The organism is Paenibacillus popilliae ATCC 14706, from assembly GCF_000315235.1.
Lineage (GTDB): Bacteria > Bacillota > Bacilli > Paenibacillales > Paenibacillaceae > Paenibacillus_B > Paenibacillus_B popilliae.
In genome coordinates, this window is sequence record NZ_BALG01000093.1 from 19,268 (window position 1) to 36,825 (window position 17,558).

Here is a 17,558-nt window from a genome sequence, read left to right on the forward strand (position 1 = left end):
CCCCTTGTTTCCAGCATTAACAGGTGTGGCGAAGAAGTCGAAAAAATCGGGTTCTTTCTCTTAAGCCCCGAAATTGGATTTGAGTCTAGGTTACTAAACGTAGTAAGCTATATAGATGCAGAACCAATGGAGGGGATTTTTCATACAACGGAGACGGTTTACGATGGAGTTCAAACAGCAAGTGATTCAAGAAGCCAAAGAAGTCGGCAATGCTGCGCAAGTGGCGCGCCGCCATAACTTAAATGCGAAGATGCTGTACCGGATGCTCGATGAGATGGACATGCTTCAGCCGCAGCGGCGCAAACGCATCCAACATCCGCGCAGGCTAGCCAATAACCGCGAGATGATTGACTTCCACATGGGTCTCTCCGGTGAAGGCAAGCACGCGGCGGGATGAATTCAGCGCACCTTGTGGCAGCGCTAGATGTTTATGACGAAGCAGCGCCCGGTCATTCGCACGATAACGGGCCGCAGTTTATTTCACATGTCTTTGAAGAAGCGTGTACAGCGAGCGTATGACGTGACACATGAACGAATTCCGCCGAAGACGCCCAATAAGAATTCGCACATCGAATCGTTTCACAGCCTACTGGAAGCAGAATGCTTGCAACGATATGCCTTCAGCAGCTACCAGGAAGCGTATGAGATCGTGACGAACTACATTCGCTTTTACAACGAGCGGCGCATGCACGGAAGCCTGTATGATCTGGCTCCAAAGCAGTTCTGTCAGGCAGTGGCCATGCAACAAGTGAAGGCCAAGATCGTGAAAGTGTAAGAAAAATGATGAAATGCTAAGCCAATGCTAGTTTAAGTGACCGAAACTCAAAAATTCGGGTGTTTAGCCGATTGCCGAACCCCACTACCCACTGCACGTCCATAGCTTCGCGTGTTATTCGAGATCCATGTCTCAACCAGCTTCATCATGGTTCATACGAATCTATTTTTCAGACTCTCCTCAAATGAAAATGTTGTTTTTTTGAACAGGCTCTAAAAAATTACTTCTATTGTAATCTTGTTGTTTTTTAACAGTTCCTTAATCGTGTGCCCATCAATTTCAAGTTCTAATAACTTAAGATTATCATTATAATACTTACTTAAAGTAGCATTTCGATTGACTAAACACCAGCCTTCTTGATGATATACTAAGGCATAGAGAGTCCCATTATACGTAAATTCTATCTCTCTATTCATAGAAAGAGCTTCTAAAAATTCAGAATAAGAATCTTGAGACATGACATCTCCTCCTTGTATCATGAATTTTGGCAAAATCATTTTATTCTTTTTCCGGTTGAAGTCAAGCCCAAACCTATTGGGTAACGAGTGTCATCAGAAATGAGCTACGATTCCCTCATTCTATCTCCTTTTTCACCCAAATGGAAAAGCGAGTTCTCAATTCACCATGGTTGTAGTATAAGGTTTTTTGTATGAACATTTAGTCGCTTCATACTATAGCCACTGTGGGCGAACCCTGTCCCATCGTTCAGCTATAGATTTCTCAGAAGAACCTAACAATAGAAGTGACAAGCTTTCCTCAAAAGCTCACTCCCCTTGTAAACACATTATAGCACACAAAAATTGTAAATTATATGTCTTTCTTTTTCATATTTAAACGATACAAACCTGTTGACTCATCATAGATGTTCCTTTTTTACCGCCTACACGCTTTGGAAAAAAGCGCCCTTCCTGCTCCTCCTTGCGTGGATCATCATCGGGCAACTATTTTGGATCCCGCCACATACAGACCTGTGGCTCTGGCTCATGCTGATGCTTCCTTCAAAGACGCTGTTCCCTTTCGCTTATGCGTCTTCGCTCTGGAGCTGCTTTCCTTCTATGCTGCCACTGACAGTCCCATGGTCATCCCGATCGGCGCAGGTCATGCTTCGTAATGAACTTCTCATGCGACTTCACATGATCCGGACTAATGCCCAGCACGACCGCATTATATTTCTCGAAGTCGCCGTAGCAATCGCGGAAGTCGCAGGCCTCCTGCGTACAGCCCGGTGTCATATCTTTCGGATAGAAATAGAGCACGACCTTCTTGCCCGCATAATCGCGCAGCGATAGATTGGCGCCCGTCGAGGACGGAAGCGTAAAGTCCGGCACGGTTTGTCCGAGTTGAACTTGATCGGATGGTATCATTTGCAGCAGCTCCTTCCCGGCAGCCAAGACTGCCGTTGCATGATGCCTCTAGCTTACCATCGAACGCTCCTTTTTTCAAAAAACAACCAATCGCGAGCGCGCCAAATCCATTCGCATATCCCTGGAATACATGCTGCCCCTTCTCTACAAAGACTATGAAACCGATCGTCGGACCTATGTAAAATACCAAAATTTTCTTGACAACAGCCAACGATATGTTATTATTTTACATAAAAAAGGAGCTGTTGTTTTTGAAAAAGCGAATTTGTATGCTCATGGTTGCTCTTATTCTCGCACTACCTATCAGTCAACTTGTACAACTACAAAAAGCATCAGCTTCTTTTCTATTTCCGGTAGACTATGCTCTTTACTGGCAGGCTTTAGACAAAGGTGAATCTGCCCCTAATCATCATAGCCAGGAAATAGAGAAAAGAAGCTTACCAACCAAAAGACAGAAGCTAAGTTTAAAAGATTTAGTCAGACACGGAAAAGTAGTTCAACGCAGATATTACGATGAAGATGGGAATGACAACATTGACTATGACCTTCTGATGCTGGCAAATGTCACACATTCCCTCATCGAAACAAATAGACTTGGAAAAATGGAGAATCATCTAAAGGACTGGCATATTATACCCCCCCGACGAAGAAGCCCTTTTCTCTAAAATATCCGTAAGGTCACACCTCCAAAAAAGCTGAGTGTAAAAATCACTTAAACTCAGCTTTTTTTGTACGAAAATGACTCCTTGCACGAAGTAGCAGGATGTGGTTCTTTACACTGAAGTAGAAGGGTTCTGTAAAATAGCGCAAAAAGACACCCCCTACAAATTTTTAATCAATCTATGGTATATCGGGTTCTTCGATCAGTCCACATTCTCGCTCCAATAGCCAGTCATGAAGGTTTAGCAATTCCCTGGTCGTTGTTCCAAATGTAGCTCATCAAAAAAATACGGCCTTAGAACTGCTATCTTTATTTGCGCAGAAGAAGCTCAAATTGGCAGCCTTCATTTTCATTCAGTCGTGGCGGCCGATAGGCCATGGGGGTTTTCTGTATAATAACCTCAATGTTTTTTTGAACAGGCTCTAAATAATTACTTCTATAATAATGAATTTTGGCAAAATCATTTTATTCTTTTTCCTCATCGGGCAGCTATTTAGGCTCCGTCACATGCAGACATGCGGCACGGAACAATCCCGACACCGCCAGCATACTTCCTTCCATCGGTTAAAAGTAAATCGTGTCAGCGGGCGGCTCTTCCAACTTCGGAATGACCTTCGCGACTTCCCGTTTGAACCTTACCACATTCAGCCAATCTATGAATTGCTCCGCACCAAATACGTTCACATATCCGCTAAATACCACTTGGCCGTGCTCAATGATTTCGTGGTACTCCCGGAACGGATGATTGCCCTCCAACTTCAGCAAAAAATCATCGAATTCGCATTGTAGGGCGCAGATATTAGCCCCGATTTCCTCCGAGCATTCGATATAAGTGAATTGGTCATGATAGACAATAATTTCGATAATAATGGCATTTCACCCCTTCCGCCTGTTCTGTTCTACTCAAGAAACATCATCTCAGACAACATTCAAGCCCTAGGATAGTGGCAGCGGATGTTGCCGAACAAAATGAACCAAAAAAATGAACAGTCCAATGTAGTACAGTTCTCAAAGGCGCTAGCCCCCACCTTGGCAAAGGTGAGAGCTAGTCACGCCTATTCAGTTCCGAGAAAATTTCGTATATCTTATCGCAAGCTACGAGCCCGCCCCGCGGTACCGCTTGACGCCGACATTCCACAGCGTCAAGCCGAGCGCGAAGAAGGCGATGCCCATCAGCGGCGTCAGCAAAGCGATCTGCTGCATGCCCTTCCCATCCACGAAATAAGAGGCCGGGACGATGCCGACGAAGGCGAACGGCAGCACCCAGGTCAACAGCACCTGGAGGAAACGGTTGTAGATCGTGAGCGGATAGCGCCCATAGCTCTGCATGTTGAAGACAAGCGGCAGGATGCCGGTCGGGGCATCCGTATAGAACGAGAGCGACGTCAGTGCCGCATAGACGCCGAAGTAGACCATGACAGATCCGGCCAGCATGACAAGCAGCATGAGCAGTTCGATCAGGCCGAAGCCGAGTCCGAGCCGGGCCCAGCAGATGCCCATCATGACGGCACCGACGAAGGAACCGATCAGCGCGGGCGGATCGACATTTTCCAGCACAATCTGGAACAGATTATGGGCCGGCCGGGTCAGAATGCGGTCCATCTCGCCTTTGACAATATAGCGCTCGCTGAAATTCCACAGATTGAAAAAGCAGCTAAACACACCGTACGGAATCATGAAGTAGCCATAGACGAAGATCATCTCGTCCCGCGTCCAGCCCGCCAGCGTCGGCGTATGCATGAAAATGACGAAGATGAAGATAAGGTTCGTCACCTGGAAGAGCAGGTCCGACAGCACTTCGATCCAGAAGTCCACACGGTACGTTAGACGGGTTTTTAAGTAATTTTTCAAATAGCCTCCTACGAGACCAGAATAATACATGCCCTACCCTCCTTGCACGAACAGGCGTTGCCGTGCGGCACGCCACATCAACAGAATGGGCATGATCAGCACGGCGATCCAGGCGACCTGTATCCCGATCACCGACAGGATCTGGGCGTCCTCGATGCGGCCGGTGAACACCGAGCTCGGCAAGAACGTAATCGCCTGGAACGGCAGCCATTCGTTCAGCGTAATGAGCCAGCCCGGGAAGAACGAGATCGGCACGATGACGCCGGAGAACAGATCGACGACCACCCGTTTCATCCGAATCATGCCCTCATTATTTTCCACGAAAAAGGCAGTCAGGCCCGTAAGAATATTCAACTGCGAATTGATCAGGAAGCTGAAAAAGAGCATCAAGGCGAAGACGAGCCAGCGCTTCGGATCGGCCGGCAGCTCCACCGGGAACAGCAGGCAGGCAATAATCATGCCCGGCGTCATGAACAAGAGCAGGCGGAAGATGCCTTCGCCGAAGGCCTGCATCATTTTGACAGTCAAATAGTGATACGGACGAATGAACTGGATCGCGACGCTGCCGTCCCGAATCTCGTTCGCAATCTCGCGGTCCATATTATTGAAATAGAAGGCGCGGGCCATCCACGAGACCGCGATGTAAGTGGTCATCTGCCCGGCGGTGAAGCCCGCCAGCGAGCCTTGGCCCCCATAGATCGCCTGCCACGTGAAATAATAGATACCGATGCTGAGCGTGTAAATGAGAATGCCGGAATAATAATTGACCCGGTAAGCCAGCATCGTCAAAAACCGGATCCGGATGAAATCGAGATAAGCGCTAGCCACGAAGCACCCCCCCCTTCTCCCGCTCGGCGTCCGCATCGGTTCCGGCCATGCCGTTCCCCTTCTGCGCTGCCCCGCTTGCGCCCTCCGGCAGCTCCGCGTTGCCTGTCTTGTAGATCTCGCGGACGATGTCGTCCGTGTTCGTCTCTATAATCTTCAGGTCGGAGATGGAAGCTCCACCGACAACGCGCCCGATGACGTCGGAAATATTCGTGTCCAGCGGCACATGAATGCTCGCTTCGAATGGCGAGTGTACCGTCCAGGTTGCTTCGAGCCCGGCGGTCAGCGCCTCGACATCGCTCGCGCGCATCGGCTTGGCGAACTGGAAGCGAACCTCTCGTCCTTGGCCCCAGGTAGACTTCAGCCTATCCAGGCTTCCGTCATAGATAATGCGTCCGTCATCAAGCATGATGACGCGGGTGCAGAGCGCTTCGATGTCCTGCAGGTCATGTGTCGTCAGCAGAATCGTCGTGCCATGCTCGCGGTTCATCGTCAGGAGAAAATCGCGAATCTCCGTCTTCACGACAATATCGAGTCCGATGGTCGGCTCGTCGAGGAACAGGACCGACGGCTGGTGCAGCAGGGACGCCACCAGCTCGCAGCGCATGCGCTGGCCCAGGCTCAGCTTCCTTACCGGCCGGTTCAACAGATCCTGAAGCTGAAGCCGCTCGACCAGCTCGTCCAGCCGCCGCTTGAAGTCCGCCTCCGGTACCCGGTACACCTTGCGCAGCAGGCGGAAGGATTCGATAACGCCGATATCCCACCAGAGCTGGCTCCGCTGTCCGAACACAACGCCGATGCCCTGAACGAACCGCTCCCGCTCTGCGTGCGGGATGAAGCCGCTCACCCGGATGTCCCCGGCCGTCGGAACGAGGATGCCGGTCAGCATTTTGATAGTGGTCGATTTGCCAGCGCCGTTCTCGCCGATATACCCGCATATTTCCCCCTGCGGTATCGTGAAGGAGATGTCCTTCACAGCCATCACTTCATTATATTCGCGCTTGAACAAGTCGAATAAGGCACCGCTCAGCCCTTCCCGGTTTTTCTGCACGCGGAAGGTCTTGCGCAGATCCCGTACTTCAATCGCATTCATTGTTGTCAGCCTCCCCCTTGCCGAATTGGTTGTCCGACTACCAAGCAGACCATGCATATATGCGCACGTCGCCCCGGGCAAGCCCGGCGTGTGAATTGATTTTGGTAATGTAAAGATTTTATAATGAATAGACAAGATGCGGGACTAACATCCATACCTTTTAATATAGCATGAATTTCGATTTGAATGAATGCACCGGAGTTAACTCCACCATTTACTGCTCCGCCGGATGCGGAAAGGACCTATCAGATGATCAAAACGTATTGGAAGCACGCATTCGTTGTATTGCTCGTACTGTTCATTGGCAGCGTCGGTTACTACGTCTGGGCGATGTACAACAGTCTGAACAGCCTCCAAAAACCGCCGGATCAATCCCGCTTCGCGCCTGTCGTGAACAAGCTCCCCGAACCGAAGGAGGTCGAGCCTCCGAAGTGGGAAGGCTCGGAACGCGTCAATATTTTGCTGCTGGGCGGCGACTCGCGAGAGATGAAGCCGGATGAGGTGCCTCGCTCCGATTCGCTGCTGCTCGCCTCCTTCGATCCCGCTACGAACAAGGCGCATCTGCTCTCGATTCTGCGGGATACGCACGTCGATATTCCCGGGTTCGGCAAGGATCGCATCAATGCCGCTCTCGCTTACGGCGGACCGGAACTCGCCATGAAGACCGTCGGCAATTTGACCGGGTTGGATATCCAGTATTACGTGTATACCGATTTTCAAGGCTTCATCCAGCTCATCGATGCGATTGGCGGGGTGGAATTGGATGTCGAGAAGGATATGAAGTATACGAGCAAGGCGGACAACCACGAATTCGATATTGATCTGAGAAAAGGAATGCAGATCTTGAGCGGCGAATCCGCGCTCATGTACGTACGATTCCGGTATGACGCCATGTCCGACTTCGCCCGTACGAAGCGCCAGCGCGAGCTGCTGACGGCGGTGGCCGCCAAGCTCAAGTCCGCCTGGTCGATCATCCAGCTTCCGGCGCTTATCCATAAGGTCGCCCCTTATGTGGAGACCAATCTGACCGCCGATGATCTCATTAAGCTGGCCGTGCTCGGATATGACAGTACGATCGGCCCGAGCCATCAGCTTCCGCCGATGGACAATGTGGCGGATCGGATGGTCAATCAGTCCGCCGTGCTCCAAGTCCTGGACCATGACCGGCTGAAGCAGTACATTCAAGATGCTCTGAACGACAAGATCGACGACTCCCCATCGGGAGAAAACAACGATAATAAAGGAGATTCATCCCCATGACTACGAACCGACAACGTTCCGCCCAATTGTATGAAGAAGCGCTGCAGCATATCGTCGGAGGCGTGAACAGTCCGTCCCGCTCCTTCAAGGCGGTCGGCGGCGGAGCTCCCGTTTTCATGGAGCGCGCGCAGGGGGCTCATTTCTGGGATGTGGACGGGAACCGGTATATTGATTATTTGGCCGCTTACGGCCCGATGATTACGGGGCATGCCCATCCGCACGTAACGGAAGCGATCGTGCGCGCCGCCCAGAACGGCACGCTCTACGGTACACCGACCGAACTGGAGATCAAGCTCGCCCGCAAGCTGAAGGAAGCGATCCCTTCCATCGACAAGGTCCGCTTCGTCAACTCCGGCACCGAGGCCGTCATGACGACGATCCGGGTCGCCCGCGCCTACACGAAGCGTGAGAAGGTCATCAAGTTCGCCGGCTGCTATCACGGCCACTCCGACCTCGTGCTTGTGGCAGCCGGATCCGGCCCGTCCACGCTCGGTGTGCCGGATAGCGCCGGCATTCCAGCCAGCATCGCCCAAGAGGTCATTACCGTGCCGTTCAATGACCTGAACAGCCTGCAGGCGGCGCTTGAGCGCTGGGGCGACGATGTGGCCGCCGTCATGATCGAGCCCATCGTGGGCAACTTCGGCATGGTGATGCCGAAGCCCGGCTTCCTGGAAGGGCTTTGCCGGCTCACTCGCGCCAATGGCTCACTCGTCATCTACGACGAGGTCATCAGCGCGTTCCGCTTCCATTACGGCTCGGCGCAGACGTACGCCGCCTTCCCGGACCACGCGGCCATCGAGCCGGATCTGACCGCGATGGGCAAGATTATCGGCGGCGGACTGCCGATCGGCGCCTACGGTGGACGGAAGCATGTCATGGAGCAGGTCGCACCGCTCGGTCCCGCCTATCAGGCAGGCACGATGGCAGGCAATCCTGCCTCGATCTCGGCAGGCATCGCTTGCCTGGAGGTGCTCTCCGAGCCCGGCGTCTACGAGCGCATGGAGGAGCTGACCATCCGCCTGACGGAAGGCATTCAGGAAGGAGCCGACCGTTACGGCATTCCGCTCACGATCAACCGAATTCGCGGATCGTTCTCGACGCATTTCTGCGATCATCCAGTGACGAACTACGAGGAAGCGCAGGACGCGGACAGCGAGGCCTTCGCCGCCTTCTTCCGCCATATGCTCGACCAGGGTATCTGCCTCGCGCCTTCGAAGTATGAGGCATGGTTCCTGACGACCGCACATACCGGCGAGAATATCGACCACACCATCGAAGCGGCGCATGAATCGTTCCGCCGCATGAAGCTCTAACACTTGAAAGGCGCAAGCAGGAAATAGACCGTCCTTATGGTTACAGCAACATAGGATGAACATGCGGCAGCGATCACCCCCAGAACTGTGCGGGGGTGATCGTTTTTGCTTATCCCGGGTCATTAACACAATTGAAACAATATATAACCATCCTTATATGATGAGGAAGCGGCAGCCGTGATATGATAACCTTAACCCGAAGAAAAGGAGGCTAACCGATGCTACAAACGCGAGGGTATTCGCTTTGTAGAAGCTGAAAAATGGTATCGGTATCCTTTACGGGCTAGAAATAGACAGGGATGTACACGCTTCTGACAATCTAGCCACATTAGCAATTGGACATCCAAGCGTTAACGCTAACAGTGTAGGAAGTAGAAGAGAATGGAGTGGAACATATGATAAAAAAGAAAAAAAGTGCACAACTACTTTTTAAAAGTGTAACCGCAGTTGCTATTTTACTAGGTTCTCTAACCTTACATGGAGCAACTATCTCTGCAGAAGTAGCGAAAAATTCTCCAATTGATATTGGACAAGGCGCAATGGTATACAATAACTTATCTACAAGCTATGACAAGGACAAAAAAATAAAAACTTCTCTTAATGCTTCCTTTATTGACGATCCCTATACGAATAAAAAAATTGCAATCATTACTACAGAAGGAAGCAACATTGATGCGGACAAAAAAATCTCTTTTAATGATCAGGATAAAGGTTATTATAATGCGACATTACAATGGGCATCTTCTTATAGGTTAGCAATGGAATTAAACGGAAGCGGGGAATTTTTCAAGGTTTCTCCTACGAATACAATTGATACAAGAACGGTATCATCTACCATTGGATATACCATTGGTGGTTCAGTAAGCGGTATCCCTACCCCTGTAGGGAATGTCCCTGTCCCTGGTAGAACGAGCAATTGGTCAACCACCGTTTCTTATCAACAAGCAGACTACAAAACGGTTTTAGAAACCGATACCGATAAAAAAGTGGAATGGAAGGTTCCCTTTGTTTCTGCTATGAACCAAGGATCGGGTCCGTATGATAGGAATTCACTAACTTTTAATTATGGGAATGAGCTTTTTAGCAAGTCGCGCAACAGCCAAGTTTGGGCAAAAGATAATTTTCTTGCCAGCGATCAAATGCCTGCTTTAGCGGCTTATAGCTTTTCCCCTGCCGTTGTCGCCGTTGTCATTGCAGATAAATCTGATTCCTTTTCTGAATTAACTGTACATTTAGGAAGAACGCAAGATAACTATAAGCTACACTGGCATAGTGAACTGTTTGGGCTTGGGTTTTGGGTAGGAAGCAATGAAAAAGACACCTTCCAATCAACCTCGACTACAAAATATATACTTGATTGGAAAAACAATCAAGTAGTAGAGGTTAAGTAAATTATGATAGAAGCACGGAGTTCATCTCAACCATCTGCCTTTACATACGGTTGAGTATACGTCATTGAACGATGACCCGAAAGAGAGACACTTCATCAAAGTGACCCTCTTTCGGGTCATTTGCGTTCGCATCAAGGTAGAAGGATGGCAGGATGGGAAGCGTGATGAAGCCCATTATGGTTGCACAATTGAAACAATATATAACCATCCTTATGCAATAAGGAAGCGGCAGCCGTGATACGATAAATGTATCCCGGAGGACAGGAGGCTCAGGACGCAAAACTATCATCATGATCAATCGGAGGGAATACAAAATGAGAAAATATGTAAAAGCTAGCCTTATTATCGGCCTCTCTTTCCTTATAATTGGAAGCGTTTCCGCTCCGCCCCAGGCTTATGCCCAAGCATCGATTGCCCAAGAAAAAAGCATCGGGATCGTGGATGTGAATGAAGTGCTTCAAAAGGTAGGCACGTATTATTACCAAAATCATCTGGCAAATACCATGGCCAACCCTGAAAGTACTGGTTTTATATATAAGCTTCGGGCTAATCCAGATAGCGTTACGCCCGTAATCGATTTGTCTATTGATGCGAGAACGGAAAATATACACTATGATTCAACGATACCTGTATTTGTAGGAGAAAACATATTTACCAATAATACGAATGAAGAGCAAACCTACAACACGTCGAAATTTAGCAAGACGTATACGGTATCGCAATCAACCAGTATATCTACCGGATTCAAAGTTGGCGGACTCGGGGAGCTCGTCAATAAATTCATTCTCCCGCTCATTTTAAAGGGAGTGGGCAAAATAGATCTGGAATACAACACAGGCAGTCCGGAAACGAAAACGACAAGTGAATCCGATACCTTAGAAGCGCCTGCGCAACCCGTGAAAGTTCCCCCGCACAAAACGTATAAAGCCGTCGTGGAGTTCCACCAAAGGACGTATCGCGGAGATGTTGTATTTACAGGGCGAACAGAAAACACGAAGGCCAATCGCAGCGTAATCAAAGCGACTGGTATATGTACGGGCTGGATGGGCATGCAAACTAGCAAGCAATTTACGTACGACGATTTTCTAGGGAGACATTATGCCGGCCTGACAGCTAGTCAGCAGCAAGAAATCAAAAATGCCGGAGTTCAGATTACAACAAGCGGAACCGGAGTGGACGCTAATGCATTTACTTCTCTTGAAGTAAGCGGGAAAGGTTCTTTTTCAGGCGTATATGGCGCCGATTTCACCGTCACAACCTATGATGTGACCGACGGAGAACCTCAGCTTGTAGATAATAATACGATTCCAATCCATATGAATTGATTATTTTATTACAGCACTGCAGCCGTTTCTTTCTATCTAGAAAGAAACGGCTATTATTATGGACTCACTGTAAACAGTCTATTCCCGGATCAGACCGCTGGAAGCTCGCCGTCTGAAGCACGGCACGGTTCTAGCTCCCTCTCATAGCCTGCGCATGATAATCGACATACCGCGAAATATATTCCGGGAAGGTCAGAATTTCACTGCCCAAGGTGTAAATCCGGTCTTCCGGCCGCACGAAGCGCAGCTCCAGATGCTTGATCACGCTCGGGTATATCGGGTGAATCAGATCGATGAAGTCCGTGTCGTGAACGACATGCGCAATCTCCTGGCCTGAAATGTGAAGCCGTTCCAAAATGTTCATCGCCAAGTATCGTATAATCTGGAACTGCGGATGGCAAATCGTGGCGAATAAATGATCCCTCCGGTAGTTTTGTTCGATGAAATCGGCCAGAGGGATGTCGATTCCCGCTTCCCGGCTCCGCAAATTGAGCATGAAATCATGATGATATGCATGCAAATACGGAGCGGAATAGTAATTCTCCGCTGACAAGATGGCCATAATCATCTCTTTGCTTACTCCCGCTTGCAGCAAGCGGATAACATTCTGATCCGCATAGGCGAACAGCGGCTCCTTATTGTCCGGAATGAACTGAGGATAATAGGACAGGAAAAAAGCATTGCCGATGCTGATGCGGATGCAGTGGTCCGGCAGTCTGGTCAGTAGATAGTCGGTGGACAGATAGGGCCCGAAGGCATCGCTCGTTCTCATATAGATGAACAAATCACATTGGCTCAACAGGTGATCGCCGATGCCGGTGGCCTGATTGCATACCTGGATCATCGGCACCTCTACCCCTTCGTAGAATTGGCGGAACGTCACCGACGAAGCCAAATATTTGCGAATCGGAATCCCATGGCAGTTCGCAAACACAATGCATTTCTTCACTGCGCTCCACTCCCCTTGCCCCTTTGCGGGTTTAGTCATAGTCCCTTTTTTCGGTTTGTACATATGATGCAGAGCCAATGCCATCTGTCAGGGTCATTTTGCCCTGTCCGCTTACCCAAATAATCGGCGAACTCCCCCCTCCTTCTATTATTTGTATGGCAATACTCCCCGTTTTTGCGTAAAATAGAAACAGAAAAATAGAGTTGTAGATTCGCGATCGAATGGATGTGCGAAAGAAAGAGGGGCGTTCTATGAAAAAGAGGCGTTATATCTATTCTATGTTGGCGGTGATCGTTATAGCAGCGATGCTGCTCCCGCGACAAGCCGCGCAGGCCGCCGGGGAGCCGAAGACAGCAGAAGAAACGAAGATTGTGCTGGATGGTTACCCGCTGGAATTTTCGGCGAAGCCGATGATTATACAAGGGACGACTATGGTTCCGTTCCGCGGCATCGCCGAAGCGCTGGGCATCGAGGTAACATGGGATTCGAAGACCAAGACCGTGGCCGCGAAGCAATCGACGGCGGATGGGGAAAAGTCCGTTCTGCTGCAGTTGAATCAGAAGGCAGCGCAGGTGGACGGGCAGTCTGTCGCGCTGTCCATAGCGCCGTTGGCTACGGCAGGCACGACGTATATTCCGCTCAGCTTCTTCAGCAAGCAGTTCGGGGCGCAGGTATCCTGGAATGCCGCAGCGAAGACGGTCTCTATTCAATCGCCGCCGAAGCAGATGTACAGCATGACCTATTATGCCATCTCTTCCTTCAAGGAGCGCCATCTCCTGACGCAATTCGATGCGGCGGCCTTCGGCTGGGCACGGCTGCAGGAGGATAGCACGCTTACAACCAGCGGCGAAGACTTCTACTGGCCGGAGCCGGCGGGAGAGATTACGCCGGAATCGATCGTGAATGGAGCGAAGCAGGACGGGACCAGCCCCTATTTGATGGTCTTCGCCTCGGATCGCAAGGACGAGCTTACCAACATGCTGGAGGATGAAGCGCTCGCGGACAAGGCAAGGGAAGATATCATCCAGTTGGCGCAGGAAAAGGGCTTTTCCGGGATTGCGCTTGATTTTGAAGGCTTGGGACTGTCAGGCGACATCGCCAAGGCGAAGCAGGACTACAACCGCTTCGTTGCGCAGCTTGCCAAGCAAGCAAGAGCCGCCGATCTGAAGCTGACGCTCGTGCTGCATCCGCTGAACGGTGCTTATCAAGGATACGATTATAAGACGCTCGCCTCCGAAGCGAACGATATCATTATTATGGCGTACGCGTTCGAGGATGAAAAAGCCCCGGAACCGTTACATAAAGTGGACGAGGCGATTCAACTCGCGTTGAAGGAAGTGCCGCGGCACAAGCTGATCCTCGGCTTATCGATGGGCAGCGAGAACAGCCAGTCCGTCGCTTCGGTTATCGGGCTTGCCAAGCGGCACAAGCTGAAAGGCACGGCCATCTGGAGACTGGGGCTCATCGGGGAAGACGCGATGGCACAGATCGAGAAGAGCATGATGCCATTGAAGCAGTAACAAGGAAAAGGAAACAGCCGACCTTCACGGTCGGCTGTTTCCCGTTTATTTTTCAACTTGTAATGAATTCGCTGGATGCACTGCGACGCACCGAGAGCTGTCCTGTTGGCATATGGCGTCGTGCCGGAGCGTCCTTCATATCACCTGTGAAGGTGTGACTGGCACATCCTGCTTCCAATGGAGACGGTGAAGAAATTGCCGCGTCCGCTCCTGGGCGGGCTTGTCGAACAGTTGCTCTGGCGCGCCTTCCTCGATGATAATCCCTTGATCCAGGAACATAACCCGGTCAGCCATGCAGCGTGCGAACTGCATCTCATGGGTGACGATCACCATCGTCATCCCTTCCTGCTTCAGCTCCGCCATCACGTTCAACACTTCGCCCGCGATTTCGGGATCAAGCGCTGACGTAGGTTCATCGAACAACATGACATCCGGCTCCAATGCCAATGCCCGCGCGATGCCGACCCGCTGCTGCTGCCCGCCCGACAACTGGTACGGGTACGCCTCCGCCTTAGCGGCCAATCCGACCTTCTCCAGCAGCGTTAGCGCGCTGGCGCGCGCTTCCGCTTGCGCTCTCCCCCGTACCGTAACCGGACCTTCCATCACATTTTGCAGCACGGTCATATGCGGGAACAAATGATGTGCCTGGAACACCATCCCGGTATGCCGGCGCAGCTTCATTAATACTGCCCGCGCCAACCCCGTCCCCTCCCGGAAATGGAGCTCCGTCTCGCCAATGCGAACCGAACCGCTCGTCGGCTGCTCCAGCAGATTCAAGCAGCGAAGCAGCGTCGACTTGCCGGAGCCTGAAGGGCCGATAATAACGACCGTCTCCCCTTTGTTCACATGCAGATTGATCCCTTTCAAGATCGGAACGTCTCCAATATATTTGCGCACCTCTTTCATGTCTATCATGAACCTGCTCCTATCGAACGGCGTAGCGTTCAAAATATTTTTCTGCCCTCGCCTGCAGGGCGGACAACATCGTGCTGAACAATAAATAAAGGAGGGCCACTTCGCAATAGATGAGCATATGCTCGTAGGTAGCCGCGGCAATCTGCTGGGCGCGCTGGAACATCTCCGTCACCGTAATGGTGGCGGCAAGCGATGTATCCTTCACCAGGCTGATGAACGAATTCGACAGCGGCGGCACCGACACCCTGCACGCTTGCGGCAGTATAATCCGCCGCAAAATCTGGCTGCGCGTCATGCTAAGCGATGCCGCCGCCTCCCACTGTCCCTGCGGGATCGATTGAATAGCAGCCCGCAGCACTTCCGCGTTGTAGGCGCCGACACTCAGTGAGAACCCGATGATCGCAGCCGGGAACGCTCCGATCGTAATGCCGACGCTGGGCAGGCCGTAGAAAATAATGAATAATTGAACAAGCAGTGGCGTCCCTCGGATGATCCAGACATAGAAGCGGGCGGCCCACACGAGCGGCCGGATATTCGACAAGCGGGCCAGCGCTGTCAATAGAGAGAGCACCAGACCAAGCGCGAACGAGATCAGCGTAAGCGGAATCGCAAACAGCAACCCCGATTTGAGCAAGGGCCATAGCGAATCGATAAAGATTTGTATGTTCTTATCCATAAGCAACCACCCGATTATTTTGAAATGTCAGCATGAAAGTATTTCTGAGAAATGTTCAAATACGAGCCGTCGGCCTGCATATCCGCCAGCGCTTTATTCAATGCGTCGACCAGCTCCGGATTGCCTTTGCGCAGCAGGATGCCGCTGCGGGCAGCATTCGCATGCTCAGCCACGACCTTCACCTTGGCGTTGGGACGATGCTTTTTGAAATCGAGGTAGGACAGGCTGTCGTTCACCGTGACCTCCGTGCGCTTCGTGACAAGCAATTCGATCGCCTGGTTGAAGCTATCCGTCGGCACGATGTCCGCACCGAACTCTTCCGCCAGCTCCGTCATATTGGAAGTGAGCGATTGGCCGGCTTTTTTGCCTTGAATATCCGCAAAAGCCTTCACCTCCTCATTATCTTCATGCACGATCAGCACCGCTTGCGATACACTGTATGGATCGGAAAAATCATACTTCCGCTTGCGCTCTTCGTTGATGCCCGCCTGGTTCACGACAATATCGAACCGCTTCGCGTCCAACCCGGCGAACATCCCGTCCCACTTCGCTTCGACGAATTCCGGCGTCACGCCTAACCGCTGCGCGACCTCTTCGGCAATCTCGACGTCGAACCCGGTCAGCTTGCCGCTGTCGTCATGGAACGTGAATGGCGGATACGTCCCCTCGGTACCGATGCGAAGCTTCCCGCTCGCCTTGATTTCCTCCAGCAAGCCACCCGCCTCCGCCGATGCAGCCGCCCCTTCTCCAGATGCTGAATTAGCGCCCTCGCTCTGGCTGCCGCAAGCCGCCATTATCATGGCGGCAAGGGCAATCAACAGAAATGTGAACATTCTTCTTTTCATATCGCGCACAACCCCCTGAAGGTGAAATATCATTCGATGCCATCGTGAAGCCGATGTTTTGTTCCGATGATACCACGCTTCCCGGGGGGATACAATCTTTTTTTCATATAATTCCGATAAGTTAACCCTATTTATGGACAACGAAGTCAATCAACCCCCTGTCACAACCGATGCGGACATCAAATATTTTTGTAAAAATATCCATTTTATGATTGCATAATTTGGAATATACTGATAGAATCAAGTCCAGTAGTAAATATTTGCTATACAAAGGATGAAGAACCGGTCGTACGGGTCGATTCTGTTGAATCGAAAGTACTAATGAACTTTGTGGTCGTCAATTCAGACGGTGTTCAAAGAACGGATACGTACACAACAAGTTCAGCAGGCTCGTATGTATTTACTAGCAAAGGCATGGCGCAAAATAAACAATATCGCTTAAGGGCCAAAACCGGTGACGGCGGTTTTTTAAGCAGATATAATGTCACCGGTGCTTGGAATCCCGATTCCTACTAACAGTAATGAAATCACTAGATTTGACAGCCCCTTGTCCCTTGCAAGGGACAAGGGGCTGTCTTTATAGGACCTTATTCTCAAAAAACGAATTCGTCGGGTGATCCCTTATGTTCAAACAGGAACTGAAACAAGCCATTTTTAACAAGAGAATGTTGATCACGATTATCGTATATCTCTTCTTTTTATTCTTATCCGCTTATAATATGATACTAAGTTCTGCTGCCTTTTTCGATACTTCGGCTGATGATCTTACCCCGGAGGGAATCGACTATTTATTCG

17 protein-coding genes and 1 pseudogene are annotated in these 17,558 nt (G+C 50.7%); 8 read left to right on the forward strand and 10 right to left on the reverse strand.

Going from position 1 to position 17,558, the window contains the following annotated elements; translation table 11 throughout:
• The first annotated feature begins 115 nt into the window (after positions 1-115).
• Both PPOP_RS19375 and PPOP_RS19380 read left to right on the forward strand, forming a co-directional pair.
• Entirely contained in the window at positions 116-397 is a 282-nt protein-coding gene (locus tag PPOP_RS19375) for a transposase (protein WP_093471017.1), read from the forward strand.
• Positions 398-430: 33 nt separating this feature from the next.
• Positions 431-775, forward strand: a complete 345-nt coding sequence (locus PPOP_RS19380) for an integrase core domain-containing protein (RefSeq protein ID WP_159101823.1) — start codon at positions 431-433, stop codon at positions 773-775.
• A gap of 212 nt (positions 776-987) precedes the next feature.
• Here the strand turns inward: PPOP_RS19380 and PPOP_RS08465 are convergent, their stop codons facing one another.
• Positions 988-1,233 (reverse strand): hypothetical protein, encoded by a 246-nt coding sequence (locus tag PPOP_RS08465; RefSeq protein ID WP_042228002.1) that lies wholly within the window; start codon positions 1,231-1,233, stop codon positions 988-990.
• Between the two features lie 636 nt (positions 1,234-1,869).
• A pseudogene (locus PPOP_RS08470) lies at positions 1,870-2,139 on the reverse strand (peroxiredoxin); the annotation flags it as partial.
• 251 nt (positions 2,140-2,390) lie between these two features.
• Here PPOP_RS08470 and PPOP_RS08475 point away from each other — a divergent pair.
• Positions 2,391-2,804, forward strand: a complete 414-nt coding sequence (locus tag PPOP_RS08475) for a hypothetical protein (protein ID WP_042228004.1) — start codon at positions 2,391-2,393, stop codon at positions 2,802-2,804.
• A 560-nt stretch (positions 2,805-3,364) separates the two neighbouring features.
• Here the strand turns inward: PPOP_RS08475 and PPOP_RS08480 are convergent.
• From PPOP_RS08480 to PPOP_RS08495, 4 genes are all read right to left on the reverse strand, one after another.
• Positions 3,365-3,565 (reverse strand): hypothetical protein, encoded by a 201-nt coding sequence (locus PPOP_RS08480; RefSeq protein WP_006285795.1) that lies wholly within the window; start codon positions 3,563-3,565, stop codon positions 3,365-3,367.
• Positions 3,566-3,895: 330 nt separating this feature from the next.
• Positions 3,896-4,681 carry an ABC transporter permease gene (locus PPOP_RS08485; protein ID WP_042228006.1) on the reverse strand — a complete coding sequence of 262 codons (786 nt, stop codon included), beginning with the start codon at positions 4,679-4,681 and terminating at the stop codon, positions 3,896-3,898.
• A gap of 3 nt (positions 4,682-4,684) precedes the next feature.
• Complete coding sequence (locus tag PPOP_RS08490; protein ID WP_006285797.1) at positions 4,685-5,479, reverse strand: ABC transporter permease; 795 nt, start codon at positions 5,477-5,479, stop codon at positions 4,685-4,687.
• A complete protein-coding gene (locus PPOP_RS08495) occupies positions 5,472-6,569 on the reverse strand; it encodes an ABC transporter ATP-binding protein (RefSeq protein WP_006285798.1) in 1,098 nt (365 codons plus the stop codon). The genes PPOP_RS08490 and PPOP_RS08495 overlap by 8 nt, the downstream gene beginning before the upstream one ends.
• A gap of 186 nt (positions 6,570-6,755) precedes the next feature.
• On the opposite strand from PPOP_RS08495, the gene PPOP_RS08500 reads away from it, so the two are divergent.
• From PPOP_RS08500 to PPOP_RS08515, 4 genes are all read left to right on the forward strand, one after another.
• Positions 6,756-7,829, forward strand: coding sequence for an LCP family protein (locus PPOP_RS08500; RefSeq protein ID WP_006285799.1), 1,074 nt, complete (start codon positions 6,756-6,758; stop codon positions 7,827-7,829).
• Complete coding sequence (locus PPOP_RS08505; RefSeq protein WP_006285800.1) at positions 7,826-9,142, forward strand: glutamate-1-semialdehyde 2,1-aminomutase; 1,317 nt, start codon at positions 7,826-7,828, stop codon at positions 9,140-9,142. The genes PPOP_RS08500 and PPOP_RS08505 overlap by 4 nt, the downstream gene beginning before the upstream one ends.
• 395 nt (positions 9,143-9,537) lie before the next feature.
• Positions 9,538-10,533 (forward strand): beta-channel forming cytolysin, encoded by a 996-nt coding sequence (locus PPOP_RS08510; RefSeq protein ID WP_006285801.1) that lies wholly within the window; start codon positions 9,538-9,540, stop codon positions 10,531-10,533.
• Between the two features lie 314 nt (positions 10,534-10,847).
• Positions 10,848-11,858 carry an ETX/MTX2 family pore-forming toxin gene (locus tag PPOP_RS08515; RefSeq protein WP_006285803.1) on the forward strand — a complete coding sequence of 337 codons (1,011 nt, stop codon included), beginning with the start codon at positions 10,848-10,850 and terminating at the stop codon, positions 11,856-11,858.
• A 130-nt stretch (positions 11,859-11,988) separates the two neighbouring features.
• Here the strand turns inward: PPOP_RS08515 and PPOP_RS08520 are convergent, their stop codons facing one another.
• Entirely contained in the window at positions 11,989-12,807 is an 819-nt protein-coding gene (locus PPOP_RS08520; RefSeq protein ID WP_052516600.1) for a WcbI family polysaccharide biosynthesis putative acetyltransferase, read from the reverse strand.
• Between the two features lie 251 nt (positions 12,808-13,058).
• On the opposite strand from PPOP_RS08520, the gene PPOP_RS08525 reads away from it, so the two are divergent.
• On the forward strand, positions 13,059-14,327 hold the full coding sequence (locus tag PPOP_RS08525) for a stalk domain-containing protein (RefSeq protein ID WP_052516601.1): 1,269 nt from the start codon (positions 13,059-13,061) through the stop codon (positions 14,325-14,327).
• A 135-nt stretch (positions 14,328-14,462) separates the two neighbouring features.
• On the opposite strand, the gene PPOP_RS08530 is transcribed toward PPOP_RS08525, so the two are convergent.
• From PPOP_RS08530 to PPOP_RS08540, 3 genes are read right to left on the reverse strand one after another with little or no spacing between them, the layout of a single operon-like run.
• A complete protein-coding gene (locus PPOP_RS08530) occupies positions 14,463-15,242 on the reverse strand; it encodes an amino acid ABC transporter ATP-binding protein (RefSeq protein ID WP_006285807.1) in 780 nt (259 codons plus the stop codon).
• 10 nt (positions 15,243-15,252) lie between these two features.
• A complete protein-coding gene (locus PPOP_RS08535; RefSeq protein ID WP_042228011.1) occupies positions 15,253-15,918 on the reverse strand; it encodes an amino acid ABC transporter permease in 666 nt (221 codons plus the stop codon).
• A gap of 14 nt (positions 15,919-15,932) precedes the next feature.
• On the reverse strand, positions 15,933-16,763 hold the full coding sequence (locus PPOP_RS08540) for an amino acid ABC transporter substrate-binding protein (RefSeq protein ID WP_042228013.1): 831 nt from the start codon (positions 16,761-16,763) through the stop codon (positions 15,933-15,935).
• Between the last annotated feature and the right edge of the window lie 795 nt (positions 16,764-17,558).